Annotated in this window: 22 protein-coding genes; 16 read left to right on the forward strand and 6 right to left on the reverse strand. The window is 64.6% G+C overall.

The genetic code is table 11. The features are described from left to right. The 4 genes from QCE64_RS12445 to fliE form a co-directional block, all read right to left on the reverse strand. Positions 1 to 1,054: flagellar hook-length control protein FliK (locus QCE64_RS12445; RefSeq protein WP_310003968.1), on the reverse strand; the 1,054-nt coding region annotated here is incomplete at its 3' end. Between the two features lie 109 nt (positions 1,055 to 1,163). Continuing rightward, positions 1,164 to 1,493, reverse strand: a complete 330-nt coding sequence (locus tag QCE64_RS12450; RefSeq protein ID WP_309810684.1) for a flagellar protein FliT — start codon at positions 1,491 to 1,493, stop codon at positions 1,164 to 1,166. Positions 1,494 to 1,522: 29 nt separating this feature from the next. Continuing rightward, complete coding sequence (gene fliS, locus QCE64_RS12455) at positions 1,523 to 1,942, reverse strand: flagellar export chaperone FliS (protein WP_309810687.1); 420 nt, start codon at positions 1,940 to 1,942, stop codon at positions 1,523 to 1,525. 237 nt (positions 1,943 to 2,179) lie between these two features. Continuing rightward, positions 2,180 to 2,548, reverse strand: coding sequence for a flagellar hook-basal body complex protein FliE (gene fliE / locus QCE64_RS12460; protein ID WP_310003970.1), 369 nt, complete (start codon positions 2,546 to 2,548; stop codon positions 2,180 to 2,182). 297 nt (positions 2,549 to 2,845) lie between these two features. Between fliE and fliF the strand changes: the two genes are divergently transcribed. The 6 genes from fliF (at position 2,846) to QCE64_RS12490 (ending at position 9,832) form a co-directional block, all read left to right on the forward strand. Continuing rightward, the gene (gene fliF / locus QCE64_RS12465; RefSeq protein WP_309919108.1) at positions 2,846 to 4,621 is read left to right on the forward strand and encodes a flagellar basal-body MS-ring/collar protein FliF; all 1,776 of its coding nucleotides are present in this window, start codon (positions 2,846 to 2,848) and stop codon (positions 4,619 to 4,621) included. Further along, a complete protein-coding gene (gene fliG, locus QCE64_RS12470) occupies positions 4,611 to 5,606 on the forward strand; it encodes a flagellar motor switch protein FliG (RefSeq protein ID WP_309919111.1) in 996 nt (331 codons plus the stop codon). The genes fliF and fliG overlap by 11 nt, the downstream gene beginning before the upstream one ends. Then, positions 5,593 to 6,285, forward strand: coding sequence for a flagellar assembly protein FliH (gene fliH / locus QCE64_RS12475; RefSeq protein WP_404984622.1), 693 nt, complete (start codon positions 5,593 to 5,595; stop codon positions 6,283 to 6,285). The genes fliG and fliH overlap by 14 nt, the downstream gene beginning before the upstream one ends. Positions 6,286 to 6,350: 65 nt before the next feature. Continuing rightward, positions 6,351 to 7,862, forward strand: a complete 1,512-nt coding sequence (fliI, locus tag QCE64_RS12480; protein WP_309811739.1) for a flagellar protein export ATPase FliI — start codon at positions 6,351 to 6,353, stop codon at positions 7,860 to 7,862. Between the two features lie 64 nt (positions 7,863 to 7,926). Next, positions 7,927 to 8,382 carry a flagellar export protein FliJ gene (gene fliJ, locus QCE64_RS12485; protein WP_309810704.1) on the forward strand — a complete coding sequence of 152 codons (456 nt, stop codon included), beginning with the start codon at positions 7,927 to 7,929 and terminating at the stop codon, positions 8,380 to 8,382. 37 nt (positions 8,383 to 8,419) lie between these two features. Continuing rightward, entirely contained in the window at positions 8,420 to 9,832 is a 1,413-nt protein-coding gene (locus tag QCE64_RS12490) for a flagellar hook-length control protein FliK (protein ID WP_310003972.1), read from the forward strand. A gap of 132 nt (positions 9,833 to 9,964) precedes the next feature. On the opposite strand, the gene QCE64_RS12495 is transcribed toward QCE64_RS12490, so the two are convergent. Next, on the reverse strand, positions 9,965 to 10,915 hold the full coding sequence (locus QCE64_RS12495) for a hypothetical protein (RefSeq protein ID WP_310003974.1): 951 nt from the start codon (positions 10,913 to 10,915) through the stop codon (positions 9,965 to 9,967). A 304-nt stretch (positions 10,916 to 11,219) separates the two neighbouring features. Between QCE64_RS12495 and QCE64_RS12500 the strand changes: the two genes are divergently transcribed. From QCE64_RS12500 to QCE64_RS12545, 10 genes are all read left to right on the forward strand, one after another. After that, positions 11,220 to 11,579 carry a hypothetical protein gene (locus QCE64_RS12500; protein ID WP_310003976.1) on the forward strand — a complete coding sequence of 120 codons (360 nt, stop codon included), beginning with the start codon at positions 11,220 to 11,222 and terminating at the stop codon, positions 11,577 to 11,579. A 184-nt stretch (positions 11,580 to 11,763) separates the two neighbouring features. Further along, positions 11,764 to 12,666: a trypsin-like serine protease gene (locus QCE64_RS12505; protein WP_310003978.1), complete on the forward strand. Its 903-nt coding sequence runs from the start codon at positions 11,764 to 11,766 to the stop codon at positions 12,664 to 12,666. 237 nt (positions 12,667 to 12,903) lie between these two features. Further along, positions 12,904 to 13,392 (forward strand): flagellar basal body-associated protein FliL, encoded by a 489-nt coding sequence (fliL, locus tag QCE64_RS12510; RefSeq protein WP_309810727.1) that lies wholly within the window; start codon positions 12,904 to 12,906, stop codon positions 13,390 to 13,392. Positions 13,393 to 13,416: 24 nt separating this feature from the next. Next, a complete protein-coding gene (gene fliM / locus QCE64_RS12515; RefSeq protein ID WP_309898259.1) occupies positions 13,417 to 14,415 on the forward strand; it encodes a flagellar motor switch protein FliM in 999 nt (332 codons plus the stop codon). Continuing rightward, positions 14,408 to 14,842, forward strand: coding sequence for a flagellar motor switch protein FliN (fliN, locus tag QCE64_RS12520; RefSeq protein ID WP_309919123.1), 435 nt, complete (start codon positions 14,408 to 14,410; stop codon positions 14,840 to 14,842). Before fliM ends, fliN begins: the two co-directional genes overlap by 8 nt. Next, positions 14,839 to 15,345 carry a flagellar biosynthetic protein FliO gene (fliO, locus tag QCE64_RS12525; RefSeq protein WP_309919125.1) on the forward strand — a complete coding sequence of 169 codons (507 nt, stop codon included), beginning with the start codon at positions 14,839 to 14,841 and terminating at the stop codon, positions 15,343 to 15,345. The genes fliN and fliO overlap by 4 nt, the downstream gene beginning before the upstream one ends. 338 nt (positions 15,346 to 15,683) lie before the next feature. Further along, positions 15,684 to 16,391 carry a flagellar type III secretion system pore protein FliP gene (gene fliP, locus QCE64_RS12530; RefSeq protein WP_404987361.1) on the forward strand — a complete coding sequence of 236 codons (708 nt, stop codon included), beginning with the start codon at positions 15,684 to 15,686 and terminating at the stop codon, positions 16,389 to 16,391. 10 nt (positions 16,392 to 16,401) lie between these two features. After that, on the forward strand, positions 16,402 to 16,671 hold the full coding sequence (fliQ, locus tag QCE64_RS12535) for a flagellar biosynthesis protein FliQ (RefSeq protein ID WP_310003982.1): 270 nt from the start codon (positions 16,402 to 16,404) through the stop codon (positions 16,669 to 16,671). 8 nt (positions 16,672 to 16,679) lie between these two features. Continuing rightward, on the forward strand, positions 16,680 to 17,474 hold the full coding sequence (fliR, locus tag QCE64_RS12540) for a flagellar biosynthetic protein FliR (RefSeq protein ID WP_310003984.1): 795 nt from the start codon (positions 16,680 to 16,682) through the stop codon (positions 17,472 to 17,474). A 136-nt stretch (positions 17,475 to 17,610) separates the two neighbouring features. Next, positions 17,611 to 17,790, forward strand: coding sequence for a hypothetical protein (locus QCE64_RS12545; RefSeq protein WP_310003986.1), 180 nt, complete (start codon positions 17,611 to 17,613; stop codon positions 17,788 to 17,790). Positions 17,791 to 17,910: 120 nt separating this feature from the next. On the opposite strand, the gene flgL is transcribed toward QCE64_RS12545, so the two are convergent. Beyond that, a complete protein-coding gene (flgL, locus tag QCE64_RS12550) occupies positions 17,911 to 19,146 on the reverse strand; it encodes a flagellar hook-associated protein FlgL (RefSeq protein WP_309919134.1) in 1,236 nt (411 codons plus the stop codon). Between the last annotated feature and the right edge of the window lie 6 nt (positions 19,147 to 19,152).

Genomic DNA, 19,152 nt, shown 5'->3' on the forward strand with positions numbered 1-19,152 from the left:
AGACAGCCCCGCCTCCTGCGCGCGCCGCACGATCATCTCCGCGCCCATGCCGTAGCCCTTCGCGACCCCGCGCGGCGTCGTCCAGCGAGCGGTGATCCCGCGGTTCGCGGGCAATCTCCCACTCGAAGCGCGTGCCGGGCCAGGCTTCGCCCTGCCAGCGGAACTGCTGGTTCGCGAGCACGTCGAGCTGCTGGCGCACGACATTAAGCGTGGCCGGATGAATGCCCGCATCGGCCGACGCCTGCAGCGCCGAGTTGTGTTCGCTCGGCCGCGCGGCCGGGGCCGACGCGGCGCTCGTGCCGTATGCGTTGTTCGCGCCCTGTGAACTCGACAGCATCGCCGCCGGCGCATCGCGCACCGACGCGGCGAGCGCGGCCGCCTGCTGCGGCGTCTGCGGCGTCGCGACGCCGCGCGCGGGGAAATCGGGCAGATCGGGCAAATCGGGGGAATCCGCGGCGGCGGCTTGCGGCGCGCGGGCGTCGTCGAGGCCGGTGTCGCCGGTGGCGGCCGGGCTCAAGGCATCGCTGACGAAGTCGAGCGGCAAGGCGCGCGTGCGGGCGTCGACGCGCGCCTGCGGCTCGTTGCCGAGCGACGCGCTGCTGCGCTGGCCCGCCAGCCATTGCACGAGGTGCGATTCGTAGAAGAGTCCGCTTTCGTCGACGGTCTTCGCCAGTTCGGTGGCGAGCACGCCTGCCGGCAGCGGCGGCAGATTCTGCGTCGCGGCGCGCGCCGCGGCGACCGCGGCGGCGTTGGAGGAGAAAGCGGTGTCGAAGAGTCCGGTCGAAAGCGCCGCGAACGCGCTGGCGGGACGGGGCGGCGTCGGCCAGAGCGGGGCGTCGCCGGTGACGGGCGGCGTCGCGCCGCCGAAACGGGAAATCACGTCGAGCGTGCGCGCCACGCTGGAGAAAGCGGTCTGGGTGGACGGCGCCGGCGCCAGGCTGGCCTGCGGCGCGCCGCCGACGAGCGACGTATCGGCCGGCGTGCCCGTCTGTCCGACGCTCGCGCCGGTGACGCCGCTGCCGCTTACGCCGTTCGGCGCGCGAAGGGCGGACATCAGGAGCTCGGTTCGGTTGGCGAGCAAGCTTGCGATCGCAGTATCGAGTCCACTCATGCCCACATCCTCAAGTACGCTGTGACCGGCTTCCGGCCAGGCGCAGTTGCGCTCAGCGCAGTCCCATCATTTTTTTCAGTACGCGCGCCGGGCTGTTGACCGTGAACAGCGCGGACAGGCGCGCGAGGCTCGGCGACGTCAGGTCGCGGATCGCGGCGTCGTCGGCCAGGATCTTCTTGACGAGATCGAGCTTGCGGGCGCGGGCGCTTTCATCGAGCTCCGAGCCGGAATCCACGTCCTTCAGCTGCTCGATCAACTCGCGGTAGGTGCCTTGCAACGTCTTCAGTTCGCTCCATTCGCCGCCGCGCGCGGCCACGAGCATCTGGCCGGAAACCGCCGCAATGGCTTCGTAGTGGGCGAAATATTCTTGGGTCATCTTCATTCTTTCGAGGCAATCGACGCAGCCTTCCGTCATACGGGCGCCGCGGTCATTTGAGCCACTTCCGGTGCGATGCCCACCCACGCCTCTTCGAGCGTCGCGAGCAAGTTGTCGACTTCCACGAGCATCGTCTCGTCCTGCTTCAGGTTCGCTTCGAGCAGCCGGCGCGACATATACGTATACAGCGCGTCCAGCCGTTCGGCGATCTCGCCGCCCGCGTCCTTGTTGAGCGCCTGCTGCAAGCCGCTCTCGATGATGCTGATGGCCTTGCCGATCGCCATCCCCCGACCGCCGATGTTCTTCTGCTGGATGTGCATGCGCGCCTGCGCGATGGCCTGGCGCGCGCCCTGATACAGCATCGTGATCAGCCGGTGCGGGCTCGCTCCCATCACCCCTGTCTGGACGCCCACGCGCGCGTAGGCGTTGGCTCCGGCGTGTCCTGGGGAATACATCTCTTGCTTCTCCTTTTACGATGCCCTGCTGCGATCCGCTGTCTGTCCGGTTTCGGGCCTGCTGCAAACCGGCGCCGGCGCCCGATTCGCTCGCCGGGGCGAGCGAATCGTCGTTCGCCGTGCTGTTATGGGGGTTATCGGAGGAACGCGGCAAAGCTTTAGGACGCAAGGCTCAGGAGGCGGCGACAGGATCGGAAGAGAGACCGTGAACGGTTCGATTCCAGGCTTGACTGCGCGTCAGACCGAGATCTGCATGACGTCGTTATAGGCCGAGACGAGCTTGTTGCGCACCTGCAGGCCGAATTGCAACCCGACGTTCGCCTTCTGCATGTCCACCATCACGTCGTTCAGCGACACGTTCGGCGAACCGATTTCAAACGCATGCGCCTCGCCGAGCGCCTTGGTCTGGTTGTCACTGATCTTGTCGATCGAGGTTTTCAGCGCGTCGGCGAAGCTGCTCACGCTGGCCGCGCCCGACTGGCCGCCTGTGACGGCGCCCGTCGCCACGTTAGCAGCGCCCGCGGCGGACGTTCCGCCGGCGGCCTGCGACGCCATCGACTGGATGGAGGAGAGCGCGTCCGAGAGCGGATTGATCGGAAAGTTCATGTTGACTCCGGAAATCAGTGATAAGCCGGCGGACCGCGTCCGAAGGCGGGACGGCCCGCGCCGCACGGGAGCGGTGGCCTGGGTTCGGCGCCGCCATGACGGAGGTTCACCGAGTACGAAAAAGCTTAGCAGCGGGTGTCGTTTCAAAGCGCGGGAAGAACGGGGGAAACCCCGCTCTATTCGCTGAATCAAGTTGCAATCTTCTGCGGATAATCCCCATCGTTAAAAGTCCACTGCCGCCGTTCAAGAAGCCCGGCGGCCGCGGTGGAAGCGAAAGATTCGGAGCCTCGACGCTAAATGGAAACGCCCAATAACTCACTCATCACGCCCGATGCCAGACTGGGCCTGGCGGGCGCACAACCCGGCACAGCCGGAACGGCAGGCCCGGGCCTCGCAGGCGGCGCCGACTTCGGCGGCTTCGCGCAGCGCGTGCCGATGCTCAACCAGTTCCGCTCGAACCCGCGGGTGCCGCTGATCGTCGCCGTCGCCATTCTGGTGATGGTCGTCGCGGGCCTCGTCATGTGGTCGCGCCAGCCGGACTACCGCGTCCTCTTCTCCAATCTCTCGGACCGCGACGGCGGCGCAATCGTTGCCGCGCTCCAGCAGGGCAATATTCCCTACAAGCTCTCCGACGGCGGCGGCGCGATCCTCGTCCCGGCCGAGCAGGTTCACGAAACCCGCCTGCGCCTCGCGAGCCAGGGCCTGCCGAAGGCCGGTTCGGTCGGTTTCGAACTGATGGACAACCAGAAGTTCGGCATCAGCCAGTTCGCCGAGCAGGTCAACTACCAGCGCGCGCTCGAAGGCGAACTGGAGCGCACCATCGGGTCGATCTCGTCGGTGAAGTCGGCGCGCGTGCATCTGGCCATTCCGAAGCCCAGCGTGTTCGTGCGCGACAAGGAACTCCCGACCGCCTCCGTGATGGTCAACCTGTATCCGGGACGCGTGCTCGACGAAGGCCAGGTGCTGGCGATCGCGCACATGGTGGCGTCGGGCGTGGCGGACATGCCGGTCAAGAACGTCAATATCGTCGATCAGGACGGCAACCTGCTCACCAGCCAGAGCGTCGCCAACGGCCTCGACGCCTCGCAGCTGAAGTACGTGCAGCAGATCGAGCACAACACGCAGAAGCGCATCGACGCGATCCTCGCGCCGCTGTTTGGCGCCGGCAACGCCCGCTCGCAGGTCAGCGCGGACATCGATTTCTCGAAGCTCGAGCAGACCGCCGAAAGCTACGGCCCGAACGGCAACGCGCAGAACACCGCGATCCGCAGCCAGCAGTCGAGCGAATCGAGCGAAACCTCGGGCAGCGGCGCATCCGGCGTGCCGGGCGCGCTCTCGAACCAGCCGCCGCAAGCCGCCTCCGCGCCCGTCGATGCCGCCGCGTCCGGCGCAGCCGGCGCGGGCGCGAAGTCCACGCCGAAGAACGAGCGCAAGGACACCACGACCAACTACGAAGTGGACCGCACCGTGCGCCACTTCGAGCAGGCGACCGGCGGCATCAAGCGCCTGTCAGTGGCGGTGGTCGTGAATTACGAGAAGAAGGTCGACGCCAAGGGCAACGTGACGATGACCCCGCTCGCCGCCGACAAGCTCGCGCAGGTGCAGCAGCTCGTGAAGGACGCGATGGGCTTCGACGACAAGCGCGGCGACTCGGTGAACGTGGTCAACAGCGCGTTCTCCGCCGACCTGAACGTGACGCCGGACGTGCCGTGGTGGAAGACGCCGGAGTCGATCGGCATGGGCATCCAGGCGGCGAAGTACCTGGGCATCGGCATCGTCGGCCTGTTCCTGTACTTCAGCATGGTGAAGCCGGCGATGCGCCGTGCGTTCCCGCCGCCGCCCGAAATGGCGCCGTCGCTGGCCGCACCGGACGAACTCTCGCTGCTCGACGGCCCCGCGGCCGGCGGCGACAAGAAGGACGATGAAGACAAGGATGCCGAGGTGAGTCTCCTCGGTCACGAAAGCAAGAAAGCCAAATTCGATCGCAATCTCGACTACGCGCGCATGGTCGCGCGTCAGGACGCGAGAATCGTTGCGACGGTCGTCAAGAACTGGGTGTCCGATGAACGCTGAAGGCCTGAATAAAGCCGCGCTCCTGCTGATGTCGATCGGCGAGGAAGAAGCCGCCGAAGTTTTCAAGTACCTCGCACCGCGCGAAGTGCAGAAGATCGGCGCGACCATGGCGGCGTTGAAGAACGTGACGCGCGAGCAGCTCGACAACGTGCTGACCGAATTCGTCAGCGAGGCGGAGCAGCACACGGCGCTGTCGCTCGATTCGAGCGAGTACATCCGCTCGGTGCTGACCAAGGCGCTCGGCGAAACCAAGGCCGGCGCGCTGATCGACCGGATCCTGCAGGGCAGCGACACGAGCGGCATCGAAGGCCTCAAGTGGATGGACTCGGGCGCGGTCGCGGAACTGATCAAGAACGAGCATCCGCAGATCATCGCGACGATCCTCGTGCACCTGGACCGCGATCAGGCGTCGGAGATCGTCTCGCTGCTGACCGACCGCCTGCGCAACGACGTGCTGCTGCGCATCGCGACGCTCGACGGCATCCAGCCCGCCGCGCTGCGCGAACTCGACGACGTGCTGACCACCCTCCTCTCCGGCAGCGACAACCTGAAGCGCGCGCCGATGGGCGGCATCCGCACGGCGGCCGAGATTCTCAACTTCATGTCGAGCAACCATGAGGAAGGCGTGATCTCGAACGTCCGCGAGTACGACGCGGAACTCGCGCAGAAGATCATCGACCAGATGTTCGTGTTCGAGAACCTGCTCGACCTCGAAGACCGCGCGATCCAGCTGCTGCTGAAGGAAGTGGAGTCCGAGACGCTGATCGTCTCGCTAAAGGGCGCGCAGCCGGCGCTGCGCCAGAAGTTCCTGTCGAACATGTCGCAGCGCGCCGCCGAACTGCTTGCGGAAGACCTCGATTCGCGCGGTCCGGTGCGCGTGTCGGAAGTGGAGCAGCAGCAGCGCAAGGTCCTGCAGATCGTCCGCAACCTCGCGGAAAACGGCCAGATCCAGCTGGGCGGCAAGGCGGAGGATGCGTATGTCTGACGCCCGCGCGCACAAGGGCCCGGACAAGGCTCCGCTCTCGGCGTACCAGCGCTGGGAGATGGCGTCCTTCGATCCCGTCAACGTCAAGGTCGACAACAGCGCGGCGGAACAGGCCGCGCTCGAGACGCATCTGCGCCGCGTCGAGGAAGACGCGCACGCACAGGGACTCGCCAAGGGTCACGTCGCGGGCCAGGCGCTCGGCTATCAGGCCGGCTACGAACAAGGCCAGGCGAAGGGTTTCGAAGACGGCCGCAAGGAAGCGCTGGCGCAGGCCGCGCGTCTCGCCGAAATCGCGGACAGCTTCAAGACCGCGTTGCAGGCGGCGGATGCGGCCATCGCGGAAGCGCTCGCCGAACTGGCGGTCGATATCGCGCAACAGGTCGTGCGCCAGCATCTCGCGCTCGATCCGACCGCGCTGGTCGCGGTGGCGCGCGAGGTGATCGCGGCGGAACCGGAACTGTCGGGCGCGCCGACGCTGATCGTCAATCCGGCCGACATGCCGGTCGTCGATGCCTATCTGAAGGATGAACTCGAAGGCGCCGGCTGGACCGTGCGTCCCGACCCGATCGTCGAGCGCGGCGGCTGCAAGGCGCATGCGGCGACGGGCGAAGTCGACTCGACCAATGTATCGCGCTGGGAGCGCGTCGTGGCTGCCCTCGGGAGACACAAGCCGTGGTAAATCAACCCGCATCGTCGGCCGTGCATCCGCACGCACATTCGCACGCCCACCCGCACGCGCACCGCATCACGCAGGACGGCCTGAGCGCGCTCGAACAGGAACTCGCGCGCGCGTCGTTCGGCCCGCTCGCCGCCGATGAAGCCGCCGACGAGCCCACGCCCGAGGAACTCGCCGCGCGCACCATCGCCGAACTCGCCGATATCGCCGGCAATCCGCACATCGACGCGTGGCGCGACAAGCTCGACGCCCTGCGCACGCGCAGCGCGCTCGCCAAGCCGCTGCGTCCGTGCGGCCGCCTGACGCGCGCCGCCGGCCTCGTGCTCGAAGCGGTCGGCCTGAAGATGGGCGTCGGCTCCGAATGCATGATCGAGCTGCCGCCCGGCAGCGCGATTCCGAGCGCCGAAGCCGAAGTCGTCGGCTTCTCGGGCGACAAGCTGTTCCTCATGCCGACCACCGAAGTGGCCGGCCTGCTGCCGGGCGCGCGCGTCTATCCGCTCGAAAGCGCGCCGATCAACGATCCGATGGCGGGCGCCAAGCGCCTGCCGGTCGGCTGGGAAATGCTCGGCCGGGTGGTCGATGCATCGGGCCGTCCGCTCGACGGTCTCGGTCCGCTCAACGCGCGCGTCGACGCGCCGCTGTCCGCACCGGTCATCAACCCGCTGAACCGCGAGCCGATCCACAAGGTGCTCGACGTCGGCGTGCGCGCGATCAATTCGCTGCTGACCGTCGGACGCGGACAGCGCATGGGCCTGTTCGCGGGTTCGGGCGTCGGCAAGTCCGTCCTGCTCGGCACGATGGCGCGCTACACGAGCGCGGAAGTGATCGTGATCGGGCTGATCGGCGAACGGGGCCGCGAAGTGAAGGAATTCATCGAGCAGATCCTGGGCGAAGACGGCCTCGCGCGCTCGGTGGTGGTCGCCGCGCCCGCCGACGTCTCGCCGGTGCTGCGCATGCAGGCCGCCGCCTATACGACCTCGCTGGCCGAATATTTCCGCGATCAGGGCAAGCACGTGCTGATGCTGATGGATTCGCTGACGCGTTACGCGATGGCGCAGCGCGAGATTGCGCTGGCCATCGGCGAGCCGCCCGCGACCAAGGGTTATCCGCCGTCGGTGTTCGCGAAGCTGCCGGCGCTTGTCGAGCGGACCGGCAACGGCCCGGAGGGCGGCGGCTCGATCACCGCGTTCTACACCGTGCTCACAGAAGGCGACGACCAGCAGGACCCGATCGCCGATTCGGCCCGCGCGATTCTCGACGGCCACATCGTGCTGAATCGTTCGCTGGCGGAAGCGGGTCACTATCCCGCGATCGACATCGAACAGTCGATCAGCCGCGCCATGACCTCGCTCATCGACGACCGTCATCTCGAGCGCGTGCGCCTGTTCAAGCAGATGTTGTCGCGTTACCAGCGCAACAAGGACCTGATCAACGTGGGCGCGTACTCGAGCGGCCGCGACCAGCTGCTCGACCGGGCGATCGCGCTGTATCCGCGCATGGAGTCGTTCCTGCAGCAGGGTTTCAGGGAGCAGGCGCCATTCGAGCCGAGCATCGAAATGTTGAATCAACTTTTCGAATAGTTTTCGACTAGTATCCACTTTATTAGTCAGACAAAAACGAAAGACCATACGGGACCGTCACGCCATGTCCAAGAATCTGCCGATCAACACCCTCATCGAACTCGCGGGCGAAGAACTCGACGCCGCGACGAAGAAACTCGGCAAGCTCCAGCAGGAGCGAAACGACCTCGAAGCGCAGCTGAATTCGCTCATCACCTATCGGGACGAGTATCACGCTCGCTTCACCGCTTCGGCGCAGCAGGGCACCACGGCGCAGACGCTGCGCAATTTTCAGGCGTTCGTCGACACGCTCGATTCGGCGATCGCGCAACAGCGCACGGCGCTGTTGATGGCCGATCAGCGCATCGAAGCCGCCAAGCCGGACTGGCGCATGAAGAAGCAGAAACTCGGCAGCTACGAAGTCCTGGCCGCGCGCGGCGAGGCGATGCTTGCCAAAAAGGCGGCGCGCGTCGAACAGCGCGAAGCCGACGAACACGCGGCCAAGATCCTGCGCATGCGCGCCGAGCGCGCGTCGTCCTGACCGATCAAACATTCCCACCGATTTCCAGAGGCTACGCATGTCCTCCGTTTCTCTCCTTGGCGCGCTGTCGGGCGCCTCGTCTTCGAGCAAGACCACGGCGCAGCGCGTGGCGAGCGCGGGGGCGTCGTTCGGCCTGACGCTGCAGGGCATCACCGACCGCGCCAACGCCGACGCACAGGCCGCCCGCGCGCTGGCCGACTCGGCGCAGCAGTCGGACGACACGTCGAGCGTGCACGATGCGCCCAAGCCGGACGACCGGTCCGACGCGGCATCGAAGAGCGCCGACGCCACCGATGCGCAGGGCGCGTCGCAAACCAATCAAGCCGATGCGGGCGCGAAGACGGGCGCAGCGGCTCGTCCGGGCAAGTCCACGACGGCCGATGCATCGAAGCCGGCCGCGCAATCCGCAGGCTCCGCGCAGGATGCGGCGGCGGCCTCGCAGGCCAAAGCCAAGGCGCTCGCGGATGCAGCCAATGCCGACGATGACACTGACCCGACGCTCACGGGCCTGACCGATGCGGCCGCCGCCGCTGCGACGAGCGCCAGCGACGACACGAAATCCACCGACGGCACGCAAAAGAGCGGCGATGCGAAATCGGCGCAGGACGCCTTGCAGGCGGCGCTTGCTGCGCTGAACCAGCAGACGCCCGCCGCACTGCCGGTGAACGTCGCGACGGGCGCGGCCGGTGCGGCGCGCGAAGCCGGCAAGGAGGGGGACGAACAGACCGGTCTGTTCGCGAAGGGCGGCAAGGGCGCGGGTCTGATCGGACTGTCTTCGGCGGCAAATGCAAGCGCCGACGCCCACGCGGCTACCGCGCAGACCGATGTCGCGGCGCTCGCCGGCGGTCAGGCAGCGACGGCAATGCCCGCCGATGCCGCGACCGCCGCGTACAAGCAGGCAGCAGACGCCGCTGCCCACGCGGTGGCGATGCAATCGGCGACGGGCAGTTCGGCCTTGTCCGGCACGCAAGGCTCGATGGCGGCTTCCACCAGCGCAGCAATCGCGCCGCATGTCGGCGCTTCCGGCTGGGACGATGCGTTCAGCCAAAAGGTCGTGTTCGTGTCGAAGTCCGATCAGCAAAGCGCGGAACTGACGCTCAATCCGAAAGACCTGGGACCGCTGCAAGTCACGCTGCAGGTTTCCGAGAATCACGCGCACGCGTTGTTCGTGTCGCAGCATGCGCAGGTGCGGGAAGCGGTCGAAGCCGCGATGCCGAAGTTGCGCGAGGCAATGGAAGCGAACGGCATCAGCCTCGGCAGCGCGTCCGTTTCCGATGGCTCGGCGTTCGCGCGGCAGTCGCAGCAGCAAAGCGGTGACGGGCGTTCGGGATCTGGGAGCGGGCGTGGTACGAGCGGGATTGGCGGTGTCGGCGGTATCGACGATGGAGGCACGGCCAGCGTGACTGTGCCGGTACGGCGCACGGTAGGACTGGTCGATACGTTTGCGTGACCGGGCCAGGTCGCGTCGGGGTTGCGGCGCGACGCTTACTTCCAGCCCTCTCGATTGCTGCTGAAGTCGACAAACATCCGGTGATCAGTGAAGAAGCCGATGCCGATGATGGTTCTCTGCGACTTCGCGCGATCAGAAAACCGGGTGACAAAGGGCGGCCTCTCCTCCGCCCGATAGCTGTAGTTGAACGGCGAGTCCGCCAGCGTCAAGGTTTCCGCAGCGACTGCGGGAACGCCGCCCCTGGGGCACCGAGAATCTCATGATCGGCGTGCCGGAATCAAACAGGACCTTGGTCTTGAAACTCGCGCCGGAGTCGGAGTCGCTGATGGTGAAGCCGGCCACGTTGGGGACGCATGCCGTCACACCGTGGTCCGATCCAGTCATTCTACGGGGCGGCGGACAGATCAACGGTATGGATGCATAAGCTTGCTCGTCCGTCTCACTCAGTCCCACCGTCAACGCCGGTTGAAAACTGCATCCCGTCATCGTGGCGGTAATGGCGCATTTCGGATCGAGCGCCGCATTGCCGAGCGAGAAGCCCGCATTCACGCCTGCAGCGTCATTCAGGTAGCGCAGCACGCTCACGAAGTCGCAGCCGTTCGCATTGATGGACTGCAGCGAGCAGATGTTCAGGCTGCCAGATGGGGCGGCACCAGGTGCCAGGACAGCGCTGGCAGCGGGGTCGATACCGAACGTGCCGTGCCACGCCAGGTGCAGCGGTCGGCCATTGCTGTCGAGCGTTCTATAGCTGAACAGGACTGGCATCAGATTCGTGGTCAGTTCGCCATGCCCGCCGAACCTCACCGTGGCGAAACCGATATTGCCGTAGTCGGTGTGGGCGCCGCCGCCGAAGATCTTGGATACCTGCACATTGGTTACGGTGATGCCGTGATAAGTCAGCGTGTTCTGCCCGGGCGGAAACACGAATCCGTCGGTGCTGACCATGGTCACGGGAAATACGTCCTGTGCGTCGATGATCATGCCGGCCGAACCGGTGTCCAGCACCAGCGGGGATGGCGCTGGCAGGGTTTCTGAACCAAGTGCGATTACCGGAATGATGAGCCTGCTCTGTGGCTTGTCCAACGATCCGCCCAACAATGATCCGTAGACCGTCACCGCGGTCGGCTTCGTGACAGTGCTTCCGCCTGTCACACCCTGCACTGTGCCGGGCGCGTTCTGAACGGCTGGTGCTGACGCAGGCGCGGGCGCGGATGCTGGCGTCGGCGGCGACGTTGGTGCAGACGCGGGTTCCGATGCAGGCGCCGGTGCAGAGGCAGGCGTCGGTCCTGACGCAGGCGCAGTCGGACCGCTCGAAGTCGACGGCCCGGTGCTGGCGGCCTGCGGCGAGTTGCTGCTTCCGCCGCACCCGGCCAAGGCCAGGACGAGCATGAGGATCAAGGCGAAAAACGGCGTGCGTCCCGGTGCGTTTCTTTTCATGGTGGCGTTTAGTCAGCGTAGCAAGCTAATCAGAACCGGACGCCAGTCACGCCCAGACCGATTGCTTTCACGTTGCGGCCTATCAAAATCCGTCGCGCGTCTCAAATTAAAATGTTTCGAAAAATTTCAAGGCGGTAGCGGCGGGGAATTGTCGAACTCTCAATTCTTTTTTTTCCTTCAAGATAGAACAGAAGCTCGCCGATTTGATCGACTAGTCCGTTTGCTTGATCCGGTATTGGCGAACGCCTTTCACGCCCGTGCAATGGGCTTTTCCATATACTCATTGCTGTCGAAGGCGCTGCTCCAGTAACGCTCGCAGGCGCGATTGTTTCGAATCCGCATCGCCTGACGCATTCGTTTCTGCGTGGCGAATATTGAGCAGATCTAGAAAACCCATCTGATCCAAGGCGGCCCGAGAAAATCCTGACGTTTTGAAAGTGAAAGGCGCGCTTAAAATTGCGCCTGAATTGAATCAACCAAATACTCATTGACTCATGTTGAAATCAAGGCTCAAAGTATTTTCATTCATTGCATCCGCGTTATTTTCCGGATTAACGCACGCAGCCGCGACTGATTATGCAGGCGCTTACGTCAAGCTCAACGTCAATAACAGTTATCTTTGCGCGGGTGCGCTCGTCAGCAGTGACGTCGTGATTACCGCGGAGCATTGTCTGACCGAACCAAGCTCGGTGACATCGATCAGCGTGTCATACGGCAGCGCGTTCTCTTCTTCCCAGGAAGCCGCGTCCACTGCGGAAAACACAGGCTGGGTAAGAATCCCTGGCATCGATGTCGCGCTCATCAAACTGCAGCGTCCGGTCTCGTCGAGCGGGACGCAGACTCTGAAACTTCCCCAAAAGTGCCCGTCGCCCAAGATCTCGGATTTCGCGAACGATCCTGTGGTGGTGTATCGCCAGACGCCGCAGTCTCTGATCGTAGCCGGCGCCTTGCAGCTTTTCGGAGCCGCAATGTTGCCGCAGAGCGAATACGTCACAACACCGATTACCTTCAACAGCGTCGGCCCGAATTCTCTACTTGCGGGTACTTATTGGGCGGTGCAAACAGTCTGGTTCTATGGCGACTCCGGCGGACCGCTCGTCGATAGCAACGGCATCCTCGTGGGCACGGTCAGCAACGGCGGTCTGCCGCTGGAATACGCCGCCGCGACCTGTACGGTTTCAGACTACATCCAGGCTGGCATCACCGCGTTCGATGGAAACGCCTCGTCGGATCCGGCGACTACAACGACCCGCGCCGCTTCGGGCACCACGACCCAGTCGCCCTTCGGATCCGCACCGCAATCCACATCCGGCACGACGCAAAGCTCGTCATCGGCGCTCGCCAGCATCATCGAGGCGCTTGCCAACACCTTCTCCAGCCTGTGGAGCGGTTCGTGACGTCTGGCCGACCTGACCAGGCCTGAAGCGCGGGGCGGCCACGCACCGCCCCGCACCCTCCTCCCTTCCCCCAAATAGCCAAAAGTTTTCCGTCAAATCCCCGTTAACCGGTCTAACCACGCCCGACCCAAGGGCTCCATCAATCAGATGGAATAGCCCCTAATCCCCCCTCTGTTCGACCCATCGCTTTACACCGCGATAGCCAACAATTCACCCTATCGAAAGAGGCACGCATTCATGGCTACCACGACCGCAAACCAGCAACCCATCGTTCCCGCCAAGGGCGGCAAGTTCAAGAAGATCCTGATCATCGCCATCGGCGCGATGGTTCTGCTCGGCGCGGGCGCAGGCGGCGCCTACTTCTTCCTCGGCAAGAACCATGGCCCGGCCAAGCCCGCTCCGGAGCCGCCGCCCGTGTTCTTCCCGCTCGATTCGCTCACCGTGAACCTCCAGTCCGACGACGGCACCATGCACTACCTGCGCGCGGGCCTCACGCTCAAGCTGCACGACGAGAAAGTGCAATTGCTGGTCACCGAGCACATGCCCGAAGTCCGCAGCCGCGTGCTGCTTCTGCTTTCGGGCAAGCGTCCCGACGACCTCGCCACCGTCGACGGCAAGAAACAGCTCGCCAACGAACTGCGCGCCGCCGTCGAAACGGCCGCGAGCACCGCTGAAAAGCCGGTGCGCGTCGAGGAAGTGCTGTTCACCGAGTTCGTCGTTCAGTAACGCCGCATCAGCGAGTAAAAGTTCATGGGCCACGAAGAGTTCATGTCGCAAGAGGAGGTCGATGCCCTCCTCAAAGGCGTCACCGGCGAAATCGACCAGGTCTCCGACGAGACCAAACCCGTCGGCGTCCGTCCCTACAACATCGCGACGCAGGAACGCATCGTCCGCGGCCGGATGCCCGGCCTCGAAATCATCAACGACCGCTTCGCGCGCCTGATGCGCGTGGGCATCTTCAACTTCATGCGGCGTTCGGCGGAAATCTCCGTCGGTCCGGTGAAGGTGCAGAAGTACAGCGAATTCACCCGCAACCTGCCGATCCCGACCAACCTCAACCTGGTCCACGTGAAGCCCTTGCGCGGCACGTCGCTGTTCGTGTTCGACCCGAACCTCGTGTTCTTCGTGGTCGACAACCTGTTCGGCGGCGACGGGCGCTTCCATACGCGCGTCGAGGGACGCGAGTTCACGCAGACCGAGCAGCGCATCATCAGCAAGCTGCTCAACCTGGTGTTCGAACATTACGCGACCTCGTGGCGCAGCGTGAAGCCGCTCCAGTTCGAATACATGCGCTCGGAGATGCACACGCAGTTCGCCAACGTCGCGACGCCGAACGAGATTGTCATCGTGACGCAGTTCACGATCGAATTCGGCTCGACGGGCGGCACGCTGCACATCTGCATGCCGTACTCGATGATCGAGCCGATCCGCGACGTGCTGTCCTCGCCGATCCAGGGCGAAGCGCTCGAAGTGGACCGCCGCTGGGTGCGCGTGCTGTCGCAGCAGGTGCAGTCGGCGGAAGTGGAACTGACGGTGGACCTTGCTGAAATCCGCTCGTCGTTCGAGCAGTTGCTGAACATGCGCGCCGGCGACGTGCTGCCGATCGACATCCCCGAGCATGTGACGGCGAAGGTGGACGGCGTGCCGGTCATGGAATGCGGCTACGGAATTTTCAATGGGCAATACGCGCTGCGCGTGCAAAAAATGGTCAGCGCGAGCGATACGATGAAGGAAGGTGGATATGAGTGATCTGATGCAGGAAGGCACGTTGCCCGGTGCGGACGCCAAGGCCGACGACGCCATCATGGACGACTGGGCCAGCGCCCTCGCCGAACAGAACGGCAACGAAACGCCGGCGGTGGCTACGGCCGGCGTGTTCCAGCCCTTGTCGAAGGCCGCGGCGCCGTCCACGCGCAACGACATCGACATGATTCTCGACATCCCCGTGCAGATGACGGTGGAGCTCGGGCGCACGAAGATTGCCATCCGCAACCTGCTGCAACTCGCACAAGGTTCGGTCGTGGAACTCGACGGCCTCGCCGGCGAGCCGATGGACGTGCTGGTCAACGGCTGCCTGATCGCTCAAGGCGAAGTGGTCGTCGTCAACGACAAGTTCGGCATCCGCCTGACCGACATCATCACGCCGTCTGAACGCATCCGGAAGCTGAATCGATGAAACGCGTGGTCGCCGCGCTGCTTTTCGCCGCGCCTCTTCTCGTGCATGCCGCCGACATGAACGCGGTGAATCACGCCGCGCAGATCGCCTCGGGCGTCGGCGCGGGCACCGCGGTGCCGTCGCTCGGCTTCGGCGCCGTGTTGCAGACGCTCGTCGGACTCGCGGTCGTGATCGGCTTCGTGTTCGGCTGCGCGTGGCTCGCGCGCAAGTTCGGCTATCAGGGCGGCAAGCGCAGCGGGCTCGTGAAAGTGGTGGGCGGCGCGTCGCTCGGCAACAAGGAACGGGTTGCGGTGATCGAAGTGGGCGATACGTGGCTCGTGCTCGGCGCCGGTCCCGGCAACGTGCGCCTGCTGCACACGATGCCCGCCGGATCAGCGGACGCGGACGGCATCGGCGTCCCTGTTCCGGGCGCGGCACAAACCGTGTCCGGCGGCTTCGGCCAGCGGTTCCGCGACGCCCTCGCCGGCGAAGCGAACAAGCGCCTGCAGAAGTTCGTCAAGTAACGCGCAGGTCATCGGCATCGGGCGTGCTCCGCGAGGACCACGCCCGATGCGCGTTTACAGTCTCGCAGCCTCGTTTGCAATAGAACGAGTTAGCGCGGGTTTTCCCCTCTGTTCGCGTCATCGTCGCGCCCCCGGATAGTCAACAATTCAGCCTATCGAAAAAGGCAGGATTTCATGGCTATCACCTTCATCGTTTTCCACGGTCAGCGCTTCGTCGATGTCCTTGCGGGCATCGCGGGCAAGCGTCTCAAGCAGTTCGTCGGCGGGAGCAAGTAATGCGGGTCAGTCGCAACATCGTGCGCGGCGTGAAGCTCGCGCTTCCGGTCGTGATCGGTCTGATGCCGTATCTCGCCTTCGCACAAAGCACGGCGGGTCTCCCCGCGTTCAACACCAGCCCCGGCCCGAACGGCGGCACGACCTATTCGCTCAGCGTGCAGACAATGCTGCTGCTGACGATGCTCTCGTTCCTCCCCGCGATGGTCCTGATGATGACGAGCTTCACGCGCATCATCATCGTGCTGTCGCTGCTGCGCCAGGCGCTCGGCACGACGAGCACGCCGCCGAACCAGGTGCTCGTCGGCCTCGCGCTGTTCCTCTCGTTCTTCGTGATGTCGCCGGTGCTCGACAAGGCCTACAACGACGCCTACAAGCCCTTCTCCGAAGGCCAGATCACGATGGATCAGGCCATGACGCGCGGCGTCGCGCCGTTCAAGCAGTTCATGCTGAAGCAGACCCGCGAGGCGGATCTCGCGCTGTTCGCCCGCATCTCGCACGCCGCGCCGATGAACGGCCCCGAGGACGTGCCGCTGTCGCTGCTGGTGCCTTCGTTCGTCACGAGCGAGCTGAAGACCGGCTTCCACATCGGTTTCACGATCTTCATCCCGTTCCTGATCATCGACATGGTGGTGGCGAGCGTGCTGATGTCGATGGGCATGATGATGGTGTCGCCCACCACGATCGCGCTGCCGTTCAAGCTGATGTTGTTCGTGCTCGTCGACGGCTGGCAGTTGCTGATCGGCTCGCTCGCGCAGAGCTTCGTTTCCTGAGGATCGACAGATGACGCCCGAATCCGTCATGACGATGGCCCATCAGGCGATGTATGTCGCCTTGTTGCTGGCCGCGCCGCTGCTGCTCGTCGCGCTGGTCGTGGGTCTGGTGGTGAGCCTGTTCCAGGCCGCCACGCAGATCAACGAATCGACGCTCTCGTTCATTCCGAAGCTGATCGCGGTGGCGGTCACGCTGGTGATCGCCGGGCCCTGGATGCTCTCGACGCTGCTCGACTACATGCGTCACGTCTTCACCATCACGCCCGTGATCACGGGCTGAGCGCCTCGATGTTCTCCGTCACCTATGCGCAACTGAACGGCTGGCTCACGGCATTCCTGTGGCCGTTCGTGCGCATTCTCGCGCTGATCGGCACGGCGCCGGTGCTGAGCCACATGGCGATCCCGATGCGCGTGAAGATCGTGCTGGCCGCGTTCGTCGCGCTGATCATCGCGCCGACGCTCGGCGCCATGCCGCAGGTGACGGTGTTCTCGTCGGCGGGCATCTGGATCATCGTCAACCAGTTCCTGATTGGCGCGGCCATCGGCATGACGATGCAGGTTGCATTCGCCGCTGTGGATGCGGCGGGCGAGTTCATCGGCCAGCAGATGGGCCTCGGCTTCGCGATGCTCTACGATCCGCGCGCCGGCGGCAATGCCGTGGTGGTGTCGCGCTATCTCAACACGCTGGCGATGCTCGCCTTCCTCGTCTTCGACGGCCATCTGCAGCTGGTCAGCGCGCTGGTCTCCACATTCCAGAGCGTGCCGGTGGATGTGAACGTCGTGGCCTCGGCCGCGCATGCGCAAGGCTGGCGCGTGCTGGTGGGTTATGGCGCCAGCGTCTTCTCGACGGGCTTGCTGCTCGCGCTGCCGATCGTCGCCGCGCTGCTCACCGCCAATCTCGCGCTCGGCATTCTGAACCGGGCCGCGCCGCAGATCGGCATCTTCCAGGTCGGCTTTCCGGTGACCATGCTGGTCGGCTTGTTGCTGCTGCAACTCATGGTGCCGAACCTGATGCCCTTCTTCCAGCGCATCTTCGACGTGGGGCTCGGGCAAATCGGGCGAATCGCCGGCGCGATGCACTGACGCACGCATCGACATGTTCCGGCTCATGCCGTCAGGCAACGATATCTCGGAATTCCCGTAACGCCTTCGACGTTGGATCGCTGTAGTCTGCCGCCTGACGAAATTTCTATCGTCCAATTCTTATAAGGAAGCAGTCATGCACCAACGTCATTCAGTCACGATGCAGAAGATCGATCGAAGCCAGCTTCGCTATTCGCTGGTGTCGGGAGGCGCGGCGAAGACCACCAACGCCGTCACGCAGAGCAACATCGACGGGAACAACGTCATCGTGCTGCAGGGCGAAGTCTCTCGAGGCAATTCGAAATCCCGCGTCTGATCGCTCCCTGGTCCGGCAGGCGGGGTTAAGAGCGCACCCGCCTGTCGCGCGCCAATAAAAAAGGAGCATCGCGCTTCCGCGATGCTCCTCAAGATCAAGGTCCGGCAAAAGCCGCCCCAATCAACTCCCGATGTAATCGAACAACGACATCTTCTGGATCTGCGAGAACGCCATCTGGGCTGCTTGCAGCGAGGTCTGCGTCAGCTCGTACTGGCTGATCGCCGACACCAGGTCGATGCTCGTGAGATTGGCGATGTCGCTTGCCGTCTGCGTCTGGCTGGTCTGCATCGACGTTTGCGTCGATTGCACTTCCTGTTCACGCCCGCCCACGACCGTCTGCGCCGCCAGCACATTATTGAACGTGTTGTTGACCTTGGTTCCGGCCGTGCTCAATGCGTTCGTCAGCGCAGCTTGCGCGCCCGGCGTGCCGGTCGGCTGCTTGAGCGCCGCCACGATGTTGTCGAGCGTCGCGAAGATATCGTTGTTATCGGTGGCCGCCGGCTGCACGCTGAACGTGTCGCCGTCGCCCGGCGTGCCGTCGATGGTCACGCTCTGGCCGCCCAGCTTGATGTCCGTCTTGCCGGTATAAGCCACGTTGGTCGGCAGCGTGTTGTCGGGCGGCGTGGATTCGACCGAATAGGTCGTCGTGCCGTCCGTTTGCGACACCGCGAAGGTGATCTTGTATTGGCTCGCATTGCCGGCGTTGCTGGCGTCGGTCACGCTCACCGCGCTGACCGTGCCGGTACCGGTGTTCTGGCTGCCGGCGCTCGAGACGGGATCGCTTTCCGTCGGCGAGACGCTCTGGAAAATCGACACGCCCGTGTCGCCCACCGAAATCGAACGGCCTTCGCTGATCTGCACCGAGCGCTGGCCGAAGTCGCCCGAATAGGTCGTGCCGACACCCGACGAATTGTTGGTGAACGGCGCCGTGCTGCCCTTCAGGCCGGAGAAGATGTAGTTGCCGTTGCTGTCCGTGGTGTTCGCGAGACCGAAGAGCTGATCGCGCAAGCCCTGGATCGCGGTCGCGACCGAGGTGCGGTCCGCATCGGTGAGCGAACCGTCGCCGGCCTGCACGATCTTGGTCTGGATGCTTTGCAGGACCGTGCTCACGGTGCCGAGCGTGGAGTCTTCCTGTTGCAGCGAGGACAGCGCGGTCGTCTGGTTCGTGCTGTATTGCGCGAGCGCGCCGCTCTTCAGGGTCAGCTGCACGGCCTGGGCGGCGCCGAGCGGATCGTCGGACGCCGTGAGGATGCGCTTGCCCGACGAGATCTGCTGATACATCGACGCGAGCGTGCTTTGCTGGTCGCTCATCGAAGCGACGTTCATGTTGAAGTACTGGGAACTGGAAATACGCATCGCGTT

This window comes from Caballeronia sp. LZ043 (assembly GCF_031451075.1).
Lineage (GTDB): Bacteria > Pseudomonadota > Gammaproteobacteria > Burkholderiales > Burkholderiaceae > Caballeronia.

What these genes read in the sequence shown, in the direction of transcription:
- fliN (WP_309919123.1), top strand. Translation starts at nt 14,408, where the DNA reads ATGAGTGATCTGATGCAGGAAGGCACGTTGCCCGGTGCGGACGCCAAG.
- fliE (WP_310003970.1), bottom strand. Translation starts at nt 2,548, where the DNA reads ATGAACTTTCCGATCAATCCGCTCTCGGACGCGCTCTCCTCCATCCAG.
- fliP (WP_404987361.1), top strand. Translation starts at nt 15,684, where the DNA reads ATGCCGTATCTCGCCTTCGCACAAAGCACGGCGGGTCTCCCCGCGTTC.
- fliH (WP_404984622.1), top strand. Translation starts at nt 5,593, where the DNA reads ATGCGTATGTCTGACGCCCGCGCGCACAAGGGCCCGGACAAGGCTCCG.
- fliJ (WP_309810704.1), top strand. Translation starts at nt 7,927, where the DNA reads ATGTCCAAGAATCTGCCGATCAACACCCTCATCGAACTCGCGGGCGAA.
- fliG (WP_309919111.1), top strand. Translation starts at nt 4,611, where the DNA reads ATGAACGCTGAAGGCCTGAATAAAGCCGCGCTCCTGCTGATGTCGATC.
- QCE64_RS12490 (WP_310003972.1), top strand. Translation starts at nt 8,420, where the DNA reads ATGTCCTCCGTTTCTCTCCTTGGCGCGCTGTCGGGCGCCTCGTCTTCG.
- fliL (WP_309810727.1), top strand. Translation starts at nt 12,904, where the DNA reads ATGGCTACCACGACCGCAAACCAGCAACCCATCGTTCCCGCCAAGGGC.
- fliO (WP_309919125.1), top strand. Translation starts at nt 14,839, where the DNA reads ATGAAACGCGTGGTCGCCGCGCTGCTTTTCGCCGCGCCTCTTCTCGTG.
- QCE64_RS12450 (WP_309810684.1), bottom strand. Translation starts at nt 1,493, where the DNA reads ATGAAGATGACCCAAGAATATTTCGCCCACTACGAAGCCATTGCGGCG.
- QCE64_RS12505 (WP_310003978.1), top strand. Translation starts at nt 11,764, where the DNA reads ATGTTGAAATCAAGGCTCAAAGTATTTTCATTCATTGCATCCGCGTTA.
- QCE64_RS12545 (WP_310003986.1), top strand. Translation starts at nt 17,611, where the DNA reads ATGCACCAACGTCATTCAGTCACGATGCAGAAGATCGATCGAAGCCAG.
- fliQ (WP_310003982.1), top strand. Translation starts at nt 16,402, where the DNA reads ATGACGCCCGAATCCGTCATGACGATGGCCCATCAGGCGATGTATGTC.
- flgL (WP_309919134.1), bottom strand. Translation starts at nt 19,146, where the DNA reads ATGCGTATTTCCAGTTCCCAGTACTTCAACATGAACGTCGCTTCGATG.
- fliR (WP_310003984.1), top strand. Translation starts at nt 16,680, where the DNA reads ATGTTCTCCGTCACCTATGCGCAACTGAACGGCTGGCTCACGGCATTC.
- QCE64_RS12500 (WP_310003976.1), top strand. Translation starts at nt 11,220, where the DNA reads ATGAGGATCAAGGCGAAAAACGGCGTGCGTCCCGGTGCGTTTCTTTTC.
- fliS (WP_309810687.1), bottom strand. Translation starts at nt 1,942, where the DNA reads ATGTATTCCCCAGGACACGCCGGAGCCAACGCCTACGCGCGCGTGGGC.
- fliM (WP_309898259.1), top strand. Translation starts at nt 13,417, where the DNA reads ATGGGCCACGAAGAGTTCATGTCGCAAGAGGAGGTCGATGCCCTCCTC.
- fliF (WP_309919108.1), top strand. Translation starts at nt 2,846, where the DNA reads ATGGAAACGCCCAATAACTCACTCATCACGCCCGATGCCAGACTGGGC.